General features: G+C 68.1%; 17 protein-coding genes. 6 read left to right on the top strand and 11 right to left on the bottom strand.

Features of this window, described 5'->3' with window-relative positions:
- Positions 1-20: 20 nt before the first annotated feature.
- The 6 genes from ACIP5Y_RS41370 to ACIP5Y_RS41345 all read right to left on the bottom strand — a co-directional run bounded on the left by ACIP5Y_RS41370 (position 21) and on the right by ACIP5Y_RS41345 (position 7992).
- Entirely contained in the window at positions 21-2009 is a 1989-nt protein-coding gene (locus ACIP5Y_RS41370) for an ArnT family glycosyltransferase (RefSeq protein ID WP_400358587.1), read from the bottom strand.
- A complete protein-coding gene (locus ACIP5Y_RS41365) occupies positions 2006-3499 on the bottom strand; it encodes a glycosyltransferase (protein ID WP_400358585.1) in 1494 nt (497 codons plus the stop codon). Before ACIP5Y_RS41365 ends, ACIP5Y_RS41370 begins: the two co-directional genes overlap by 4 nt.
- Positions 3492-4994 (bottom strand): hypothetical protein, encoded by a 1503-nt coding sequence (locus ACIP5Y_RS41360; protein ID WP_400358583.1) that lies wholly within the window; start codon positions 4992-4994, stop codon positions 3492-3494. Before ACIP5Y_RS41360 ends, ACIP5Y_RS41365 begins: the two co-directional genes overlap by 8 nt.
- A gap of 9 nt (positions 4995-5003) precedes the next feature.
- Positions 5004-7007, bottom strand: a complete 2004-nt coding sequence (locus ACIP5Y_RS41355; protein WP_400358581.1) for a hypothetical protein — start codon at positions 7005-7007, stop codon at positions 5004-5006.
- 41 nt (positions 7008-7048) lie between these two features.
- Positions 7049-7678, bottom strand: coding sequence for an MspA family porin (locus ACIP5Y_RS41350; RefSeq protein WP_400358579.1), 630 nt, complete (start codon positions 7676-7678; stop codon positions 7049-7051).
- Positions 7679-7770: 92 nt separating this feature from the next.
- Positions 7771-7992: a hypothetical protein gene (locus ACIP5Y_RS41345; protein ID WP_400358578.1), complete on the bottom strand. Its 222-nt coding sequence runs from the start codon at positions 7990-7992 to the stop codon at positions 7771-7773.
- A gap of 87 nt (positions 7993-8079) precedes the next feature.
- Between ACIP5Y_RS41345 and ACIP5Y_RS41340 the strand changes: the two genes are divergently transcribed.
- Both ACIP5Y_RS41340 and ilvA read left to right on the top strand, forming a co-directional pair.
- A complete protein-coding gene (locus ACIP5Y_RS41340; protein WP_400358576.1) occupies positions 8080-8517 on the top strand; it encodes a nitroreductase family deazaflavin-dependent oxidoreductase in 438 nt (145 codons plus the stop codon).
- A 256-nt stretch (positions 8518-8773) separates the two neighbouring features.
- On the top strand, positions 8774-10129 hold the full coding sequence (ilvA, locus tag ACIP5Y_RS41335) for a threonine ammonia-lyase IlvA (RefSeq protein WP_400358574.1): 1356 nt from the start codon (positions 8774-8776) through the stop codon (positions 10127-10129).
- 82 nt (positions 10130-10211) lie between these two features.
- Here ilvA and ACIP5Y_RS41330 read toward each other — a convergent pair whose 3' ends face one another.
- Positions 10212-11078: a helix-turn-helix transcriptional regulator gene (locus tag ACIP5Y_RS41330; RefSeq protein WP_400358572.1), complete on the bottom strand. Its 867-nt coding sequence runs from the start codon at positions 11076-11078 to the stop codon at positions 10212-10214.
- Between the two features lie 140 nt (positions 11079-11218).
- Between ACIP5Y_RS41330 and ACIP5Y_RS41325 the strand changes: the two genes are divergently transcribed.
- Positions 11219-11941, top strand: coding sequence for an SDR family oxidoreductase (locus ACIP5Y_RS41325; protein WP_400358570.1), 723 nt, complete (start codon positions 11219-11221; stop codon positions 11939-11941).
- 22 nt (positions 11942-11963) lie between these two features.
- Here the strand turns inward: ACIP5Y_RS41325 and ACIP5Y_RS41320 are convergent, their stop codons facing one another.
- Together ACIP5Y_RS41320 and ACIP5Y_RS41315 are read right to left on the bottom strand one after the other, a co-directional pair.
- Positions 11964-12620, bottom strand: a complete 657-nt coding sequence (locus tag ACIP5Y_RS41320; protein WP_400358568.1) for a maleylpyruvate isomerase N-terminal domain-containing protein — start codon at positions 12618-12620, stop codon at positions 11964-11966.
- A 9-nt stretch (positions 12621-12629) separates the two neighbouring features.
- Positions 12630-13175, bottom strand: a complete 546-nt coding sequence (locus ACIP5Y_RS41315) for an SDR family NAD(P)-dependent oxidoreductase (protein ID WP_400358566.1) — start codon at positions 13173-13175, stop codon at positions 12630-12632.
- Here ACIP5Y_RS41315 and ACIP5Y_RS41310 point away from each other — a divergent pair.
- The gene (locus tag ACIP5Y_RS41310) at positions 13118-13414 is read left to right on the top strand and encodes a TetR-like C-terminal domain-containing protein (protein ID WP_400358988.1); all 297 of its coding nucleotides are present in this window, start codon (positions 13118-13120) and stop codon (positions 13412-13414) included. The genes ACIP5Y_RS41315 and ACIP5Y_RS41310 overlap by 58 nt on opposite strands.
- Entirely contained in the window at positions 13411-13896 is a 486-nt protein-coding gene (locus ACIP5Y_RS41305) for a nitroreductase family deazaflavin-dependent oxidoreductase (protein ID WP_400358564.1), read from the top strand. The genes ACIP5Y_RS41310 and ACIP5Y_RS41305 overlap by 4 nt, the downstream gene beginning before the upstream one ends.
- Before the next feature lie 49 nt (positions 13897-13945).
- On the opposite strand, the gene ACIP5Y_RS41300 is transcribed toward ACIP5Y_RS41305, so the two are convergent.
- Positions 13946-14677 (bottom strand): TetR/AcrR family transcriptional regulator, encoded by a 732-nt coding sequence (locus tag ACIP5Y_RS41300; protein ID WP_400358562.1) that lies wholly within the window; start codon positions 14675-14677, stop codon positions 13946-13948.
- 154 nt (positions 14678-14831) lie between these two features.
- Here ACIP5Y_RS41300 and ACIP5Y_RS41295 point away from each other — a divergent pair, with 154 nt between their 5' ends.
- Positions 14832-15185, top strand: a complete 354-nt coding sequence (locus ACIP5Y_RS41295; RefSeq protein WP_400358560.1) for a VOC family protein — start codon at positions 14832-14834, stop codon at positions 15183-15185.
- 9 nt (positions 15186-15194) lie between these two features.
- Here ACIP5Y_RS41295 and ACIP5Y_RS41290 read toward each other — a convergent pair whose 3' ends face one another.
- Complete coding sequence (locus tag ACIP5Y_RS41290) at positions 15195-15890, bottom strand: response regulator transcription factor (RefSeq protein WP_400358558.1); 696 nt, start codon at positions 15888-15890, stop codon at positions 15195-15197.
- Positions 15891-16074: the final 184 nt, after the last annotated feature.

The following is a 16074-nucleotide window of genomic DNA, read 5'->3' as shown; positions in this document are numbered from 1 at the left end:
CACACCGGCCATCGGGCGAATCAGCTGCCGATCACCCGGTACAGCCGCCAGTTCGGCTGGCCCGCACCGTCATTCGGGATCTCCAGCTCCAAGGTGGCGATCTGCGCGCCGTTCTCGTACATGGTGGGGTAGCGGCGATTGATCGCGTCGGAGGTGCCGCGGCCGGTATTCGGCACCGCCAGTAGGTATTTCACACCGCGCTGCAGCGGCTGATTCAGCGTCCGCACGAAATCGCGGTCGGACGGAATAACGAAACGGTCCGGATGCTGTGAGGCCACCAGCACCGCGAACCCGTACACGGTATCCATGACAATGGACCCGCGCGCCAGATTGTGTGCGTCCAGGTAGTCGGCCAGCCGCCGCTCGGTGGAGAAGGTGGCTGCGATCCGCGCCTCGTCGGAATACTTGGCCGACACATCGTTCGGGTTCGGGAACAACACCGCACCGAGCGCATACTCCTGCACCGCCATCAACTGACTGTTCATCCCGCGCGCCGTCACCGGCAGCGACGCGACGAGCAGCAGCGCGGCCAGCGCCGCCCCGGCCATCGGCGCCGCCTGCCGCCCCGAAGCTCGTCCCATCGGGCGGGACTGCCCCGCCTCGGTCTGCTCGCCTTGCCCTGCGATGTGCGAGTCGCCCGGTCCGATGTGCGGGTTGTTCGGTCCGGCTGGGGGTTGTTCGTCTGCGTCCCCAGCCGACCGCTCGTTGCGTACTGTGCCGGTCCGCTCGTCAGACATCATGGCGGGCCGCACGTTTCGAGCGTTGGGCGCGGTAGTTCGCTCCGCGTACCGGCCCAGCCGCAGGCTCGGCGGCATCTCGTGTGCCGCCGGGATCAGCAGCACCAGCATGGCGACCAACGGGATCACCGCGATATAGAACCGCAGGAAGGCGAAGGTGGAACCGCTTGCGTAACTGAGCATCTGGAAGGCCAGCACCGCCCCGCACAGCAGCAGCGGCACCACCACCTGCAGATCGCGGCGCCGGATGGCCAGCGCGCCGGTGATGGGCAGCAGCAGCGGCACCGCGGGCGCCAGGATCAGCATGGCCCCGATCGAATACTGCAGCGCCGCAAGAGCACGACCCGGCGCCTCCGCACCCGATTGCGCCAGGATCGCGGAATTGCCGTACTGCGAGGTGAACTGCTGGAACGCCTGCCCGGTAATGAGCCAGCTGGTCGCCGCCCACACGAGGAACGCCAGCGCCACCGGCGCGCCCACCAGCACCAGATCCATTGCCGCCCCGGTGAACCGATGCTCGTCGCGGCGCCGCCGGTAATAGCTGAGCACGAACACGAACACCCCCGCCGCGGCCGCCGGCGCCAATGCGTCGTAGCGCGTCAGATATCCGAGCCCGAGCGCAATCCCGCACGCCACCAGATCGTGTACCCCATCGGTCCGCACCCAGCGCATGAGCCGCCGCACCGCCCAGCACAGGCAGAACAGGAACAGCGCCTCGCTCATGCCGTTCCCGCCGTAGAACACCACCATCGGATTCAGTGCGAACACCGCGGTGACGATCCCGCACAACCACGGCGGCGCACCGCGATCGGTGCCGATACCCCAGATCATGACCACCGCGCCCGCCATGAATAGCGCGGTCATCAGCACCCCGGACAGTCCCCAGCGGGTGACGCCCGGCAGCCACGGCGCGAACGCCACGAACGGCAACTGCGCCAGCGAGGTCAGCGGCGTGAACACGAATCCGATGGCGGACAGATGCGGATCCCGGCTGAACAACGCCGATTCGGTGGCCGACACCCGGCTGAGCGCATCGCCCATCAGATACCCGCGCCCCGCCGTGAGGAAGGTTCCGGTGACCAGATACAGCAGCGCGGACCCGGCGAAGATCCAGCGCGGGAGGCGCACGGCGCGGGCCCGGCCGCCCCCGGCCGCGGACACCGGCGCGCCGCCCGCCGGGATCACCGGGCCGCCCGCATCGTCGGGCCTCGGGTGCCCGGAACCGGTCACCTGGTGTGCGGCGCTGGTCCGCTGGTGCGCGGCGGTGGTCACTGGGCTGCCTCCGGCTGCGGTTCGTCGTTCGTCTCCGTCGAGGTGCCCAGCCCGTGGAACGTCTTCTCCCAGTAGGACGGGTTCCGGATCAACTGCCAGCAGCCCTTGGTGGCGGCAATGGCCATGAGCAGCCAGTACAGCGGTGAGGTCAGGCAGGCCACCAGCAGATCGGGCCGCCCGTTCTCCCGGCAGGCCACCAGATTCATGTACACGGTCGCCGCGTTCCCGAGCACGAGCGCGATGAGCGCCGGGAAGTACACCACGGCCGGGAACATGCGCTCGATCACCCCCGGCTGCCCGAGCACCCACGACAGCGTGACGAACCAGAACACCAGATTCAGGCAGGCGATGATCGGCGTCCCGGCCAGGATCAGCGTGAACCGCAGGAAACTCGCCGGGCCGATCTTGCGCCACAAGGCCAGGGGCCGCCGCGCGTGCACCAGCCAGCTCTGCAGATACCCCTTGTACCAGCGGGAGCGTTGCCGGATCCAGTTGATGGCGTCCGGGTTCGCCTCTTCGAGGGTGATGGAATCGATGACGGCCGTGGAGTATCCGCGCGCCGCGATCCGCACCCCGAGGTCGGCGTCCTCGGTGACGTTGTAGGGATCCCACGCCCCGATGGCCGTCAGTACATTGCGCCGGAAGTGATTCGAGGTGCCGCCCAGCGGAATCGGCGCACTGCTGCGCATGAGCCCCGGCAGCAGGAAGCTGAACCACAATCCGTAATCCATGGTGAACCAGGCGGTCAGCAGATTCTGTCGCGGATTGTGGAAGGCCAGCTTGGCCTGGATGCACACCACCGACCGCGGCAGCGTCCGGAACGCCGCCACCACGCGGCGCAGTTGCAGCGGATCCGGAATGTCCTCGGCGTCGTAGATGGTGACGATATCGCCGGTGGCGGCGTGCAATCCGTAGTTGCAGGCCTTGGGTTTGGTGCGCGGGTCCGCGGCCGGCACCAGCACGATGGTGATGTGCTCGCTGCCCGCGGTGCCGATGCCGGCCCTGCGCGCCGCCTCGATGGTCGGGTCGTCGTCCTCTTCGAGCAGCAGCAGCGCCTGCATCTTCGCCCGCGGATAGTCGATGCCGTTGAGCGCCGCGATCAGATCCCCGACCACCTCGGGCTCGCCGTAGGCGGGGACCAGGATGGTGTAGGGCGGTAGCGCGGATTCCGGTACGGCGCGGGCGGTTTCGTCGTCGACGGTGAGGATGGCGTCCCGCGACATGCCGCGCGCGAAGATCATGACCCGGTCCACCATGACCGCGGCGTAGCCCAGCGTGCACACCGCCATCACCGCGATCAGCGTGGGCATGGGAAAGAACACCGCGCACACGACGGCCACCGCCACCACGGCCAGCGCCGAATTGCGCTGCCACGGCAGGAAAGCCACCGAGGCGGAGGCCATGGGATCGTTCTCGCGCAGCCCGTTGACGGCGGCGTGCAGGGCCGCGGCGCGCTCGTCCGGGGTCGCGAGGCCGGGGAGTTCACTCATCTTGGCCCGCTCCCGTCCGTACGATCTCGCGCGCTATGCCGGTGAGCATGTCGCGGTCCTTGTGCTCGGATTCCGGGTCGCCCGCATCGGATTCCGGGTCCAGCACCACCGCATTGCCGCGCAGAATCTGGTTCATCAGGTTCTCGAAGGTCGCGAGTACCGAGGGTTCGGGTTGCGGGAAGGCCGCGTCCGGCAGGTGATTGTCGGCCGAGATCAGGCTGATCCGCTGCGCGCCGCCGGGTCCCTGCCAGTACCAGCTCAGCCAGGTCCAGCTGAGCAGTCGCCGATCGTCGAGCACGGTATTGAGCCGGGCGGTGATGCCGTGCCCGAGGTCGATGCGAATGGGCGGGCTGACCCGCGGCTGGTTCAGCCGGTACAGCATGAACTCCGGATACCGCTCGATGGTGTGCGCGCTGTCCGACCGGACGATATCCACCATGATGCGGCGACGCCGGGATTCCTTGTCCCATGCCGGATTACCGCGCTGCGCCTGCCACTGCTGCCGCACCCAGGTGGTCCGCGACCCGAAGAAGCGTTTGGCCCACGGGTACTCCCGGGCCGAGAGCTGCTGCCAGCCCGGCACGACTTCGGGGGACCGCGCCACCACCAGCCGCGGCATCTCGGGCGACGAAATGAGGTACTCGTGCGGTACCGAGATGAGCATCAGCAGCCCCGTCGAGAAGACCACCGCCGCGGCCGCACTCCACGATCGCTTCGCGGTATGCGGCAGCACCGCCCGGTCGAGAGGTTTCACCGAGGTCCAGCCGCGCTGATTGAAATACATAATGGTGGTCGCCGTATAGGTCCCCGCGATCGGCGGTATCAATTCGTAGGTGAGCAGCGGCGCATCCCGGAACCAGGTCCGCATCACGAACACCGCCACCCCGCCCGCGATCAGCGCGAGGATGCCGCCGGCCAGCGCCCGCCGCCGGGTGCGGCCGGTCGCGATGGCCGCGGCCACCGCCGCCGGCACCAGCATGGCCACCCCGTGCGCGGGCCGGCTGCCGCCCAGCGTGATGACCGCATAGCGATACAGCACCGGTAGGCACATGAGCATCACGAGCAGCCACACCGGCCAGAACCGCAATACCGGCCGCAGCCCGAACAGCAGGATGGACATGCTCAGCAGGAACAGCGGCGCCGCAACGATATCCAGGTGCAGCACCTCGTATTCGTAGCGGTAGCGCTGCACCAGCAGGCCCAGCAGCGCGGCCGTCGACAGCAGCCCGAGCAGGCCCACGATGATGTCGGTCTGCCGGTCGTAGATCGGCAGTTCCGCGCCGCGGCGCAGGGCCATGCCGACCGCGGCGAGAATGCCCAGCACCGGTATCGCGAACACATAGCCGATATCCGAGCCCTGCTGCACATCCTCGATCAGTTCTGCCCGCAGGTGCCAGAACGCGACCACCAGGCTGGCGATGACGATGACGAAGCGCGTCAGCGTCAGCCACGGCACGGTCCGCCCCGGGGCGCGGGATCGGGTGCTGGCGGTCATCGGCCCGGGTCAGCGATTACGTCGTCGCTGCAACAGGATTCCGGCCGCCACCACGATTCCGGCCGCCAGCGCCACCCCGCCGCCGAGCGCGAGCCGCCGCGCCAGCGGAATGGGGGAGTCCCCGGCGCCGGCCGCGCTCACCTGCTGCGCGAGGTCGGCGGCCGGGTCGAAGAACTCCGGATCCCGATCACCCGCCTGCAGCAGCACCGGGCCCGCCAGCCGGAAGGAGCGATCCGGATCGGCGAGCAGCCAATTCAGCAGGCGGTCCAGATGTTCCGGCGCCTGCGTGGAGGTGCCGACCACCACCATGCGCTTACCGGTCCAGGTGGCCTGCAAGGAACCGAACGAGAGCGGCGGCTTCAGATCGATCTTCGTCTCCAGATCGGCGTCGTCGCCGTAGACGATGAGGGTGTCGCCGCTGCGATCCAGCGGCAGCGTGATCGAGTTCGGCAGCCCGCCGTTCGCCGCCACCAGCACCGCGGGCTGATCACCGCGCACCGCCGTATCGAAGGACACCAGCTGCGGTCGCAGCGGCACCGCGGTCAGCCGCTGCACGGCGACCAGAATCTGCGCGGCCCGGACGGTATCGGCGAAGCCCGGCGTCTGCAGACCTACTTGCACCTGCGGCATCAGCGCTTGCGGTACGGCGCCGAGCCCGCCCGGCACCGGCGGCTTCGAAAGCTGGCCCTGCACTTCGCCACTGGGATCGATGGTCAGCGTGACCGGCTGTTCCAGCCCGCAGCCATGCGTGAGGCCCGCCTGTTGCAGGGTCACCGAGACGGTGGTGAAACGGGTGAGCAGCTCATTGGGAATGGTGACCCACTGGTCGAACTGCCCCGACGGGGTGACCGGCCAGGCGGCGATCTGCCGGTCGCCCACCGTCACGGCCACCTGCCCGTTCAAAGTGTCGGGCAGCGGAGTGTGGTTGCCGTGCAGATTGATTCGCACATTCTTCGAAGGGCGGCCCAGCCGGGTCATGTCGATGGCGAAGTCGACCTTCACATAGCCGATGGCGGTCGCGCTCAACCGGCTCTGCCCGAGCTCCTGCAGGGTGGTCGTCTCGGGCGCGAGCTGCGGGGCCACCGGCAGGCCCTTGGCGGTGGCTGATCCGGCCATGGCCGCGCGCGAGAGATCGCTGGTGAGCAAACGGATCTGGGTGGGCAGCGAATCCTTGTCACCGGAGACAATGAGAGACGGGGCCGGTCCACCGGTGACGCGCAGCCCGGTATCGGAACCTTCCTGGATCACCACCTGCCGCTCCAGGAAGGCGGGCGGATGATCGGGCGGCGTCGCGCCGGACTCGATTCGGCGAATGTCCACCGCGACAGGCTGATTCGCGTAGCGGGCGGTAGCCGCCGCGCTCAGGGCCAGCACCGCGGCGCTCTCGGTATCGGACGGGTTCGCGGGCAGGTACATGGTGAGGCGGTTCAGCACCGGCGGCAGGAATTCCGCGACCGTGGTCGGTTGCGTCTCCTCGCCGAAGTAGACGACCGACGCGTCGGTGAGGGTCAGCGGCTGCCCCAGCCAGTCGTCTGGGCAAATACCGGGCTCGGGCAGCAGTGACGAAGTCAGTGACACGCTCACCGCATTGCCGGTCACCTCGGCCCCGGCCAGCGAGATCCGCACGGGCGCACGCGGATCCAGCGGCAGGTTCACCCGATCCAGCAGCCACTGCGCGGACCGCGCTTCCAGCGTGCCGTGCGCGAGGGTGGGCGGCAGCTGCACGGTCCCGGTGATCGCCGCGGGCGCGAGGCCGGGCAGCAGCGGAAGCGTCAGGGTCACCTCGTGTTCCCGGCCCGGGAAGAGCAGCGACTTACCCAGTCCCAGGCTCTGCAGCGGGATCGGGTTATCCGCGGGCGCCGCGTTCGCCGCGGGTGTTCCGGCGATGGGCGTGCCCAAGGGCAGCAACCCAGCCGTGGCCGACAGTGCGGCGAAGGCGACGGTGAAGGTGGCGGCGGTGACCCGTCGCCCGGATCGCCCGCGGGCCGCGGCGCAGAACGTACGCAGGATCATGGGTAGGTCCTCTCGAACGAAGTCGCGGCTGCGGGACGGCGCTATAGCCAGCTGGGGTCGCCGAAGACAGCGCCGCTGTCGTCGACGGTCGCGGATTTGGCATAGACGTAGGTGTACTGGCGGATGGCGACCGGCCCGGCACACCCGTTGACGGTGATATGGAAGTCCCGCACCACGATGGAGACCGTGTTGCCGGGGAGTAGATCCTTGTCGGCGACCGGGACTTCCTTGATCTCGCCGGGCGCGAGATTGAGGTTGATGCTGGGGGTGATGTTCCAGGCGTTGCCACCGCCGAAGGTCTGAGGATTGGGCGGAATGCCCACGCCCCACGGCGGTGAGACGAACGCCTGTCCCGCGAGGCCGCCGGTTCCGTTGTTGAGGTTCACCGAGCAGCCCACGTGATAGCCGGTCTTCAGGCTGCCGCCGGCGATGCCGTCGACCTTTCCGTAGGCGACATTGCTGACCAGGGCTTCCCGCGAGGTGCCCACCATGTTCAGTGGCGCGATCCGGTTGAGGGTCTCGTTCCGGTTGCCGACGGTGAAGGAGCCGAATGCCGACTGAAAGGTTCGCTCATGCGGAGCGAGATTGATGACGTCGGCGTGCGCGGGGAGCACGCGGCACAGCACGGCACCGATGGACAACAGGAGAATGCCGAGGTAGGACTGCCGCATGCGGTTAAAACTAATAGAAGAATCGCATGAATCCCCTGCAAGACACGGGCTGACCGGTCGGTCTTAACTGAGTGGAAACCCTGGCGAGAGGGTCAGCGGCGCACGAGGGCGAGGATCCAGCGCAGGGCCGCGACGGTTGCCCCGGCCAGCACCGCGGTCTGTACCGAACCGACGATCAGTGCCACCAGCAGAGTGGTGACCAGAGCGGCAGCCAGGGCTTCGAGCTTGTACACCGGCCACGCGGTACCGGCGATATCCACGGTCGCGACTCGCGACCGGGTGCGCTGCTCCTGCGTAGGGTGAACCACTGCCATGATCACAGGGTACCCGGGCAAAGAAAGTTCGGGCAAGCGAACTTTTCTGTCGGGAACATTACAAGATTTCGGGCTGTTGACCCGTTCATGCCACTAACCGGAGAGTACGCACCCAGTCCCAGCGGCTGGGCTCGAGAGCAGGCCGAACAGCTCGAGGCATCCAATGGCGCCGAGGGTGGCACCCACGAAGGGGTGCCCATCATCCTGTTGACCACCGTCGGCGCGAAGACCGGGAAGCTGCGCAAGACCCCGCTGATGCGAGTCGAGCACGAAGGCGAATATGCCGTCGTCGCTTCGCGGGGCGGCGCTCCCCAGCACCCGGTCTGGTACCACAATCTCGTCGCGAACCCGCACGTCGAACTGCGTGACAGCGACGTCGTGAAGGATTACGACGCGCGCGAGGTCTTCGGCGACGAGAAGGCGCTCTGGTGGGACCGCGCGGTCGCGGTCTGGCCGGATTACGCGAACTACCAGACCAAGACCAACCGCCAGATCCCGGTTTTCGTGCTCACGCCTCGCCCCTGAGCTGTGCCCGTGAGCAGGCATGTGCCCGTGAGCAGGCGCTGCCACTGAAAGAAGGCGTCGCCCGCCGCGCGACCGGGAGTCACGGCGGACGGCACGGGAAATGCCCCGGTCACCTTGTGGCCGGGGCGTTTTCGCTGCGCGCCCCCGGCGTGCCGGTGAGACCCGCCACAACGGCCGCGCGGTGCCAAACGGATGATTCGCCCGGTTACGGGCGCTGCCGCGAGGCGGCCGCGAGCTCCCGGCTAGCATGATCCGGGTGTCTGATCCGCTTGTAGTTGCAGAGAAAGTGTCCGGTCCGCTGCCCGAATTGACGGCGGACGAGATCGATGCTGCCGCCAAGCGAATTTCCGACATTATCGAGCCGACGCCGCTGCAACGGATTCCGCGGCTGTCGGCGCTGACCGGGGCCGAGATCTACCTCAAGCGCGAGGATCTCACCGCTGTCCGCTCCTACAAGCTGCGCGGCGCCTACAACCTCATCGTCCAGCTGACCGCGGCCGAACGCGCCGCCGGCGTGGTCACCGCCAGCGCCGGAAACCACGCGCAGGGCGTGGCTTTCGCCTGCAAGGCCATGGGCATCAAGGGCCGCATCTACGTCCCGCGCACCACCCCCAAGCAGAAACGCGACCGAATCCGCGTGCACGGCGGCGAATTCGTGGAGCTCATCGCCATCGGCGACACCTACGACGCGGCCGCCGCGGCCGCCGCCGACGATGTGGCACAGACCGGCGCCACCATGGTGCCGCCGTTCGACGATCCGCGCACCGCGGCCGGGCAGGGCACCATTGCCGCCGAATTCCTCGAACAGCTCGGCCGCGAGCCGGATCTGGTGATCGTGCCGGTCGGCGGCGGCGGTTGCCTCGCCGGCGTCGGCACCTACCTGCGCGCCCGGTCGCCGCGCACCGCCATCCTCGGGGTCGAGCCGGCGGGCGCGGCCTCCATGACCGCGGCGCTGGTGGCCGGGGGACCGGTCACGCTGCCGGAGATCGATCCGTTCGTGGACGGCGCCGCCGTGCGGCGCATCGGCGCGGTGCCCTATCAGGCCACGTCGCGGTTCGGCGGGCACGTGCGTTCGCATGCCTCGCTGCCGCTGCTGGCCTCGACCGAATCCGCCACGGGCACAGCGTCTTTCCGCATGATCACGGTGGACGAGGGCGCCATCTGCACCGCCATGCTCGAGCTCTACCAGAACGAGGGTATCGTGGCGGAACCCGCGGGCGCCCTGTCGGTGACCGCGCTGCGTGAGGTGAACATCGAGCCCGGCATGACCGTGGTGTGCCTGCTCTCCGGCGGCAATAACGATGTCTCCCGCTACGGCGAGGTCATCGAGCGGTCGCTGGTGCATCAGGGGCTGAAACACTACTTCCTGGTGGACTTCCCGCAGGAGCCCGGCGCGCTGCGCCGCTTCCTGGACGAGGTGCTCGGCCCCGATGACGACATCACCCTGTTCGAGTACGTCAAGCGCAACAACCGGGAAACCGGCGCCGCGCTGGTCGGTATCGAACTCGGCTCACCGGACGATCTGGAAGCCCTGATGAAGCGGATGGACGAATCCCCGATCCAGGGCGAGCGGCTGGACCCGGGCTCGACGGCGTACCGCTACCTCACCTGATCGGTCGGCGGATTGCTGATCGACCCGTCGGCGCAGGGTGCGAGCAGGCGGGCTGGTCGGCGCATCAGCGCGACCAGCCTGATCAGTGGATATGGTCGGCCTGATGCGCGTCGGGGTGGGCGATGAGCCACTCCACGCGCTTCAGGTCCTCGTCCGTCGCAGGTGTGTAGACGACCATCCGGGTTTCCGGGGCCCCGAGTAGCGCGAACGCGGTGACCGAGACCGCGATATCGCCCGCCGAGGCATGCCGGTACACCTTGATCCGATTGACCGGGGCCGCCACATCGTGGACCGACCACATGGCGGCGAATTCCGGGCTGGCCGCGGACAGCCGATCGATCAGGGCCGCCCATTCCGGATCCTGTAGATGCCGGGCATACCCGGCACGGAAGGTCGCCACCATATCGGCCAGCTCGGCCTCCCGGTCGGCGCCGAAAGGCGTGCAGCACAAGGGAATCAGGAAAGCCTGCCACAGTACGTTCCGCTCGGCGACGGGGGTGTCGAGGGTGCGACTCCACATGACGGCGTAGGGGGCGTTCCAGGCCAGTACGTCGTAGCGGGTATTGAGCACGCAGGCCGGGTAGGGCGCCAGCTGATCCAGCACGCGCTGCACCTCCGGCTCGACGGCCGGGGCGTCCGTGACCGCCGGAGTCTCGACCGGTTGCGGGACATCGGCCAGCCGGTACAGGTGGGCTCGCTCGATATCGTCCAGTCGCAGTGTGCGGGCGACCGCGTCGAGAACCTGGCCGCTCACATTGATCGGCCGGCCCTGCTCCAGCCACGTGTACCAGGTGATGCCGACACCGGACAGCAGTGCGACCTCCTCGCGGCGTAGGCCCGGCGTGCGGCGGTTCGGGCCCGGCGGCAGTCCCGCCTGCGCGGGGGTGACCCGTTCGCGCCTGCTGCGCAGGAAGTCCGCCAGCTCCGAGCGGCGTGCTGTCCGTGTCATTGCGCTCCTGATAGATCCGGCGCTCCTGGTAGGTCCGGCGCTCCTGGTGTTCGTAGTACCAGTGTCATCGGGCTCTCCCCACGGTAATCCGGCCGCATCGAAGCTGAAGAGCGTCAACACCACTCACGAAGGAGAAACCCATGCGAATCGAGGGTGTCACGGCGCTGGTCACCGGCGCCAACCGGGGACTGGGCCGCGCCTTCACCCGCGTCCTCCTGGAGCGGGGCGCCACCGTGTACGCCGGCGCCCGCAACCCGGAAACAGTCACCGAGCCGGGCGTGATTCCGGTCCGCCTCGATATCACCGATCCCGATCAGGTCGCCGCCGCGGCGGCCCGCTGCGGGGAGGTCGCGCTGCTGATCAACAATGCCGCCTACGCGACCCAGAGCCCGCTGATCGCGACACCCACCCTGGACGCCGCGCGACTCGAGATGGAGACCAACTACTTCGGCACCCTGTCCATGTGCCGGGCCTTCGCGCCCGTGCTGGCCCGCAATGGTGGTGGGGCAGTGGTCAATATGGGCTCCATCGTGTCCTTCTTCAACAATGGCGCCATGGGTTCCTTCTGCTCGACCAAGGCCGCACTGTGGTCCATGACGAATGGTCTGCGAGTGGAACTCCGCCCGCAGCGGACGCTGGTCGTCTCGGCCCATTCGGGCTTCATCGACACCGACCTGGCCGCCGGTTTCGACGGCCCCAAACACGATCCGCACGCGGTCGCCGCCGCCATCCTCGATGCCGTTGAAACCGGTCGCGAAGAAGTCCTCTACGACGAGGCCACCCGCGCGATGAAGGCCGCCCTGCCCGACGACCTCGAACTCATCTACCCGGAGGTGGAACGCCAATGGCTCGCTCGCACATAGCCATCGGCCTCGAGGTAGGCGGTCAGCCGAGGTAGAGCGGGAACGGCGCGGGCAGGCCGTCGAGTACGGTCTGCTCCGCCGCGGTGGGCGCGCGCCGGCCGGTGGCGACCAGCAGCACGTCCTTGTCCGAGAACGAATCCGGAAACCGCTGCCCGACAATCTCTTCCAGCATTTCCCGGGTGCGGGCCATGGTCTCCGCGGGCGGATCCTCCGCCTCCGGCAGCTGCGCGATCAGATCCAGATGATGCAGCGTCCACTCCAGCACGTAGGCGCCGAGATAGTCACCCACGGTGAGGATTTCGTCCCGCGTCCCGACCCGCATCTCGGGATCGGCGAGTACCGCCGCCCGCCCGGCCGCCGACCCGACATCGTCGAGATGGAACTTCAGCAATTGCGGATCGCGGTACGCGGTGGCCAGCCGCACGATCAGCGCATCGAGCTGATCGCCCCCGGTGGGCGCCGTCTCGGTGACATTCCAGTAGGTCACCGCGTCCCGGGTCGGTTCCTTCTCGACCGGTGTGACCAGTGTGATCAGCACATCTTGCGCGTCGATGATCAAGTGGCACACGAGATCCCGCACCAGCCAGCCGGTACATCCGGACGGCAGTGCGAAGTCCTCGTTCGGAAGTTCGGCGACCGCCGACCGCAATGCTGCCCAAGACCGTGCGAAGAGATCCACACCCCTAACCTATCCGGCGGCGACGGGTTCGCAATCAGGAAGGGCCGCAAGTTGATCGGTCAGCTTGGCGCGGATCGCGGTGACGGCGTCGAGGCCCAGCGGCAGGCGCAGGGGCGGGGTGGCGGATTCGGCGGCGGCGATGATCTGCCGGGCCGCCTCGTCCGGGTCGCCGTACGCGCTCGGGTCGAGCCCGGCCAGCCGTTCCCGGGTCGCCTCGACGCTGGCGTGGTAATCGGGGTGCTCGACCGGTGTGATCCCCAGTGTCGCAGCGAAACTCGTCCCGAACATGCCCGGCTCCACGATGGTGACATCGATGCCGAGATGCGCGACCTCGCGGGCCAGCCCGTCGTTCAGCCCCTCGACCGCGAACTTGGTGGCCGCGTAGACGCCCAGTCCGGGTGAAGCGCCCGCCACCCCGGCCACCGAGGAGATCTGCACGATGTGCCCGCGCCGCTGCGCCCGCAGCACCGGCAGCGCCGCCCGCACCACATTCAGCGATCCGAAGACGTTCGTCTCGAAGATCGCCCGCACCTCGCTGTCCGGGATCTCCTCCACCGCGCCGAAGTACCACCGGAATCGACAAGGGCGAGCTCCCCGCCACCCTGACGCCGGACCTCCTGATCGACCTGATCTACGGCGCCCTCTACTACCGCCTGCTCATCAGCGGCGAGCCGATGGACCCCGCCTACGCGGATCGGCTCATCGACACCCTCGCCCCCGCGCTCCGGCCTCCGCGAACCGATCAGGAATCGAGAAGCGCAGGTCAGTGCCTCGCGCCTACCGTAAGTACATGACTTCGAACCGGCAGATGAGCGACCGGAAATCCCGCGGAACCGCCAAGCCCAAGGGTATTTCGCGATGGTTCATGCGAAAGATGAACGCCCGCACCAGCTCCCGCATCCGTCGCGGCCTCGGCACCAATATGGGCATGAACCAGCTGATCCTGCACACGGTGGGCCGCCGCTCCGGCGAACCCCGCCAATCCCCGATCACCTGGTTCGCCGACGGCGACGCCCGCCTGATAGTCGCCTCCGGCGCCTTCGGCTTCGACCAGCAAGCCCATCCCGAGTGGTACCTCAACCTCATGGCCCATCCCGGCGACGCGTCAATTGAACTGTCCACCAACGAAACAGTCCCGGTGGCTCCCCATCTCCTCGCGGGCGCCGACCGTGATCGAGCCTGGCAACTCATCGTCGCGGCCCAGCCCCGCTATGAGAAGTTCCAGCGCAAGACCACCCGCGAATACCCCCTCATCCGCCTCACCCCGCGTGACTGACGGCGTGCAGGGCCAGGCCGGCCGGTCCCGTGCTCCAGGCAATGGACTGTCAGGCCGGTGGCCGGGTGCGGGTGAGGTTGTCGACGATCAGGCCGAGGGTGAAGTCGAAGCGTTCGTGTCCGGTGCCGGATGTCAATTCGTTGGCGTAGCGCCGGGTCTGGGGGAACTGGTCTTCGGGTAGCGCGGTGAACCGGCTCACGAGTTCGTCGCGGCTGAGGACCCAGTCGTCGCCGGCTTTGCTCTGGCGCTGTGTGACGAGGGAATGCTCCAGTGCGTAGGCGCTGACGTAGAGCGAGAGGGCGTCGATCGCCCAGGCGGCCGTCTGCGGTTCGATGCCGCCGGCGAGCAAGATGCCGAGCATGCCTTCGCTGACGCGCATGACGTCGAGGTTGGTGGAGACCATGGCCAGTGCGGCGCGGGAGATGCCGGGGTACTGCAGGTACTGGTCGCGGATCTGGGCGCAGACGTCGAGGATCTGCTCGCGCCAGGCCGCCGGATCGGGTTGCGGCAGTACCAGTTGCGCGCAGAGCCGGCCGATGATCAGTTCGTCGATATCGGCCTTGTTGACGACGTGCGCGTAGAGCGAGGCGGGTCCGGTGTCGAGCATGCCGGCGACACTGCGCATGGTCAGGGCGTCGTAGCCCTGGGTGGCGACGACCTCGAGCGCCGCGTCGGTGATCCGGTCGACGGTGATCGGGGCTTTCCGGCGGGTCTGCTGCGCTGCAGAATCGGCTGGTTGAGCGTGCCGGGCAGCGCGGCGTTGTTTCGGATCCACTGGCATGCGGTCGAGCATACCTGGACTAGAACATAGTTCGATGATTGGAACTTAGTTTGCATTCGACGAACGTGATTCGCTATTCGATAAGCCGCGGCGCCGATGAGTTCCCGGGGGCTGCGGCGTCTGCTCTCTTATGACGAAGACGATTTGTACTGCCGTGATCACTGTTGCTGTGCCGGTGACCGATCAGGATCGCAGCAAGGCGCTCTTGGAGCAGCTCGGCCTGGAGACGCGCTTCGATGCCGAGTTGCAGCCGGGGTTCCGGTGGCTCGAACTGGGGATGGCGGGGGCGGAGACGACCTTGTCACTGGTGCAGGCGCGGCCCGACCTGCCGGCCGGTATCGATACCGGAATTCGGCTGGCCACCACCGATGCCCGGGCCGCGCACGCCGCGATCGGCGAACTCGGCTGCACGGTCGGGGAGCTGCTGGATTGGGAGACCGCGCCGTTGATGTTCAGCTTCGCGGATCCGGACGGCAATCGCTTCTACGTGACTCAGGTGGATAAATAGCCGGGGGCCTCATCCGGCACGCGAGCCGCTGAGTTCTCCCGTGTGCAGCAGGTAGCCCGCCGGTGCGGCGTGGATCATGCTGGGGTGTCCGAGTTTCCGGTCCACGCGGGTGATGACGTCGTCGAGGCCGCCGGAATCGTCGCAGTAGGTGGCGAATTCGACGGGCGTGACTACCGTGCCCGCATGCGCGGCGAGCAGTTCCAGGGCGCAGAATTCGCGACCGGTCAGCGTGAGCAGGATGCCGCCGCGCTGCACCCGGCGGCGCAGGCGGTCCACCACGAGATCGCCGATGGTGATGACCGGGCCGTGTGCGCGTGCCCGCGATCCGCAGAGCGACCGGACGCGGGTGGCCAGTTCGCGCAGCGAGAACGGTTTGGTCAGATAGTCGTTCACGCCGCCGGCGTAGCCCTCCGCGCGATCACGGGGATTGTCGCGTGCGGTCATGATGAGCACCGGGGTGGACTGCCCCGATTCCCGTTGCCGCCGTACCAGTTCCAGTCCGTCGCCGTCGGGCAGGCCGCGGTCGAGGACGAGGCAGTCGTATTCGTGGGCGCCGGTCTGCTCGCGCGCCTGCGCGAGGTTGCGGGTGAGATGCACGGTGAATCCGGCGTCGCGCAGCCCGGCCGCCACCCGCTTGCCCAGCGCCTCGTCGTCCTCGCACACCAGGACCCAGATGTCGCGGGAGCTGCTGTCGTCGTCGGGCATGCCTCCACCGTGCCACAGCGATCGTGAACGAATCGTGAGCGATCGCGGAGCGACCGCTCCGCGTTAACACTTCGTGCGAAAAATGTACGGGGGCGGCCCGACGGTTAACGGACATGCGTGTGGCGGGCGATGAGACGCGTAGTGGGTGGCGAAGGGGGACAATTCGAGTAGTCCGCTACCCATG

It is taken from the genome of Nocardia sp. NPDC088792 (assembly GCF_044750615.1).
In the GTDB taxonomy this organism is placed as follows: domain Bacteria; phylum Actinomycetota; class Actinomycetes; order Mycobacteriales; family Mycobacteriaceae; genus Nocardia.
The sequence above is the reverse complement of the archived record's forward strand: the minus strand, read 5'-3'. Positions and strand labels throughout refer to the sequence as shown.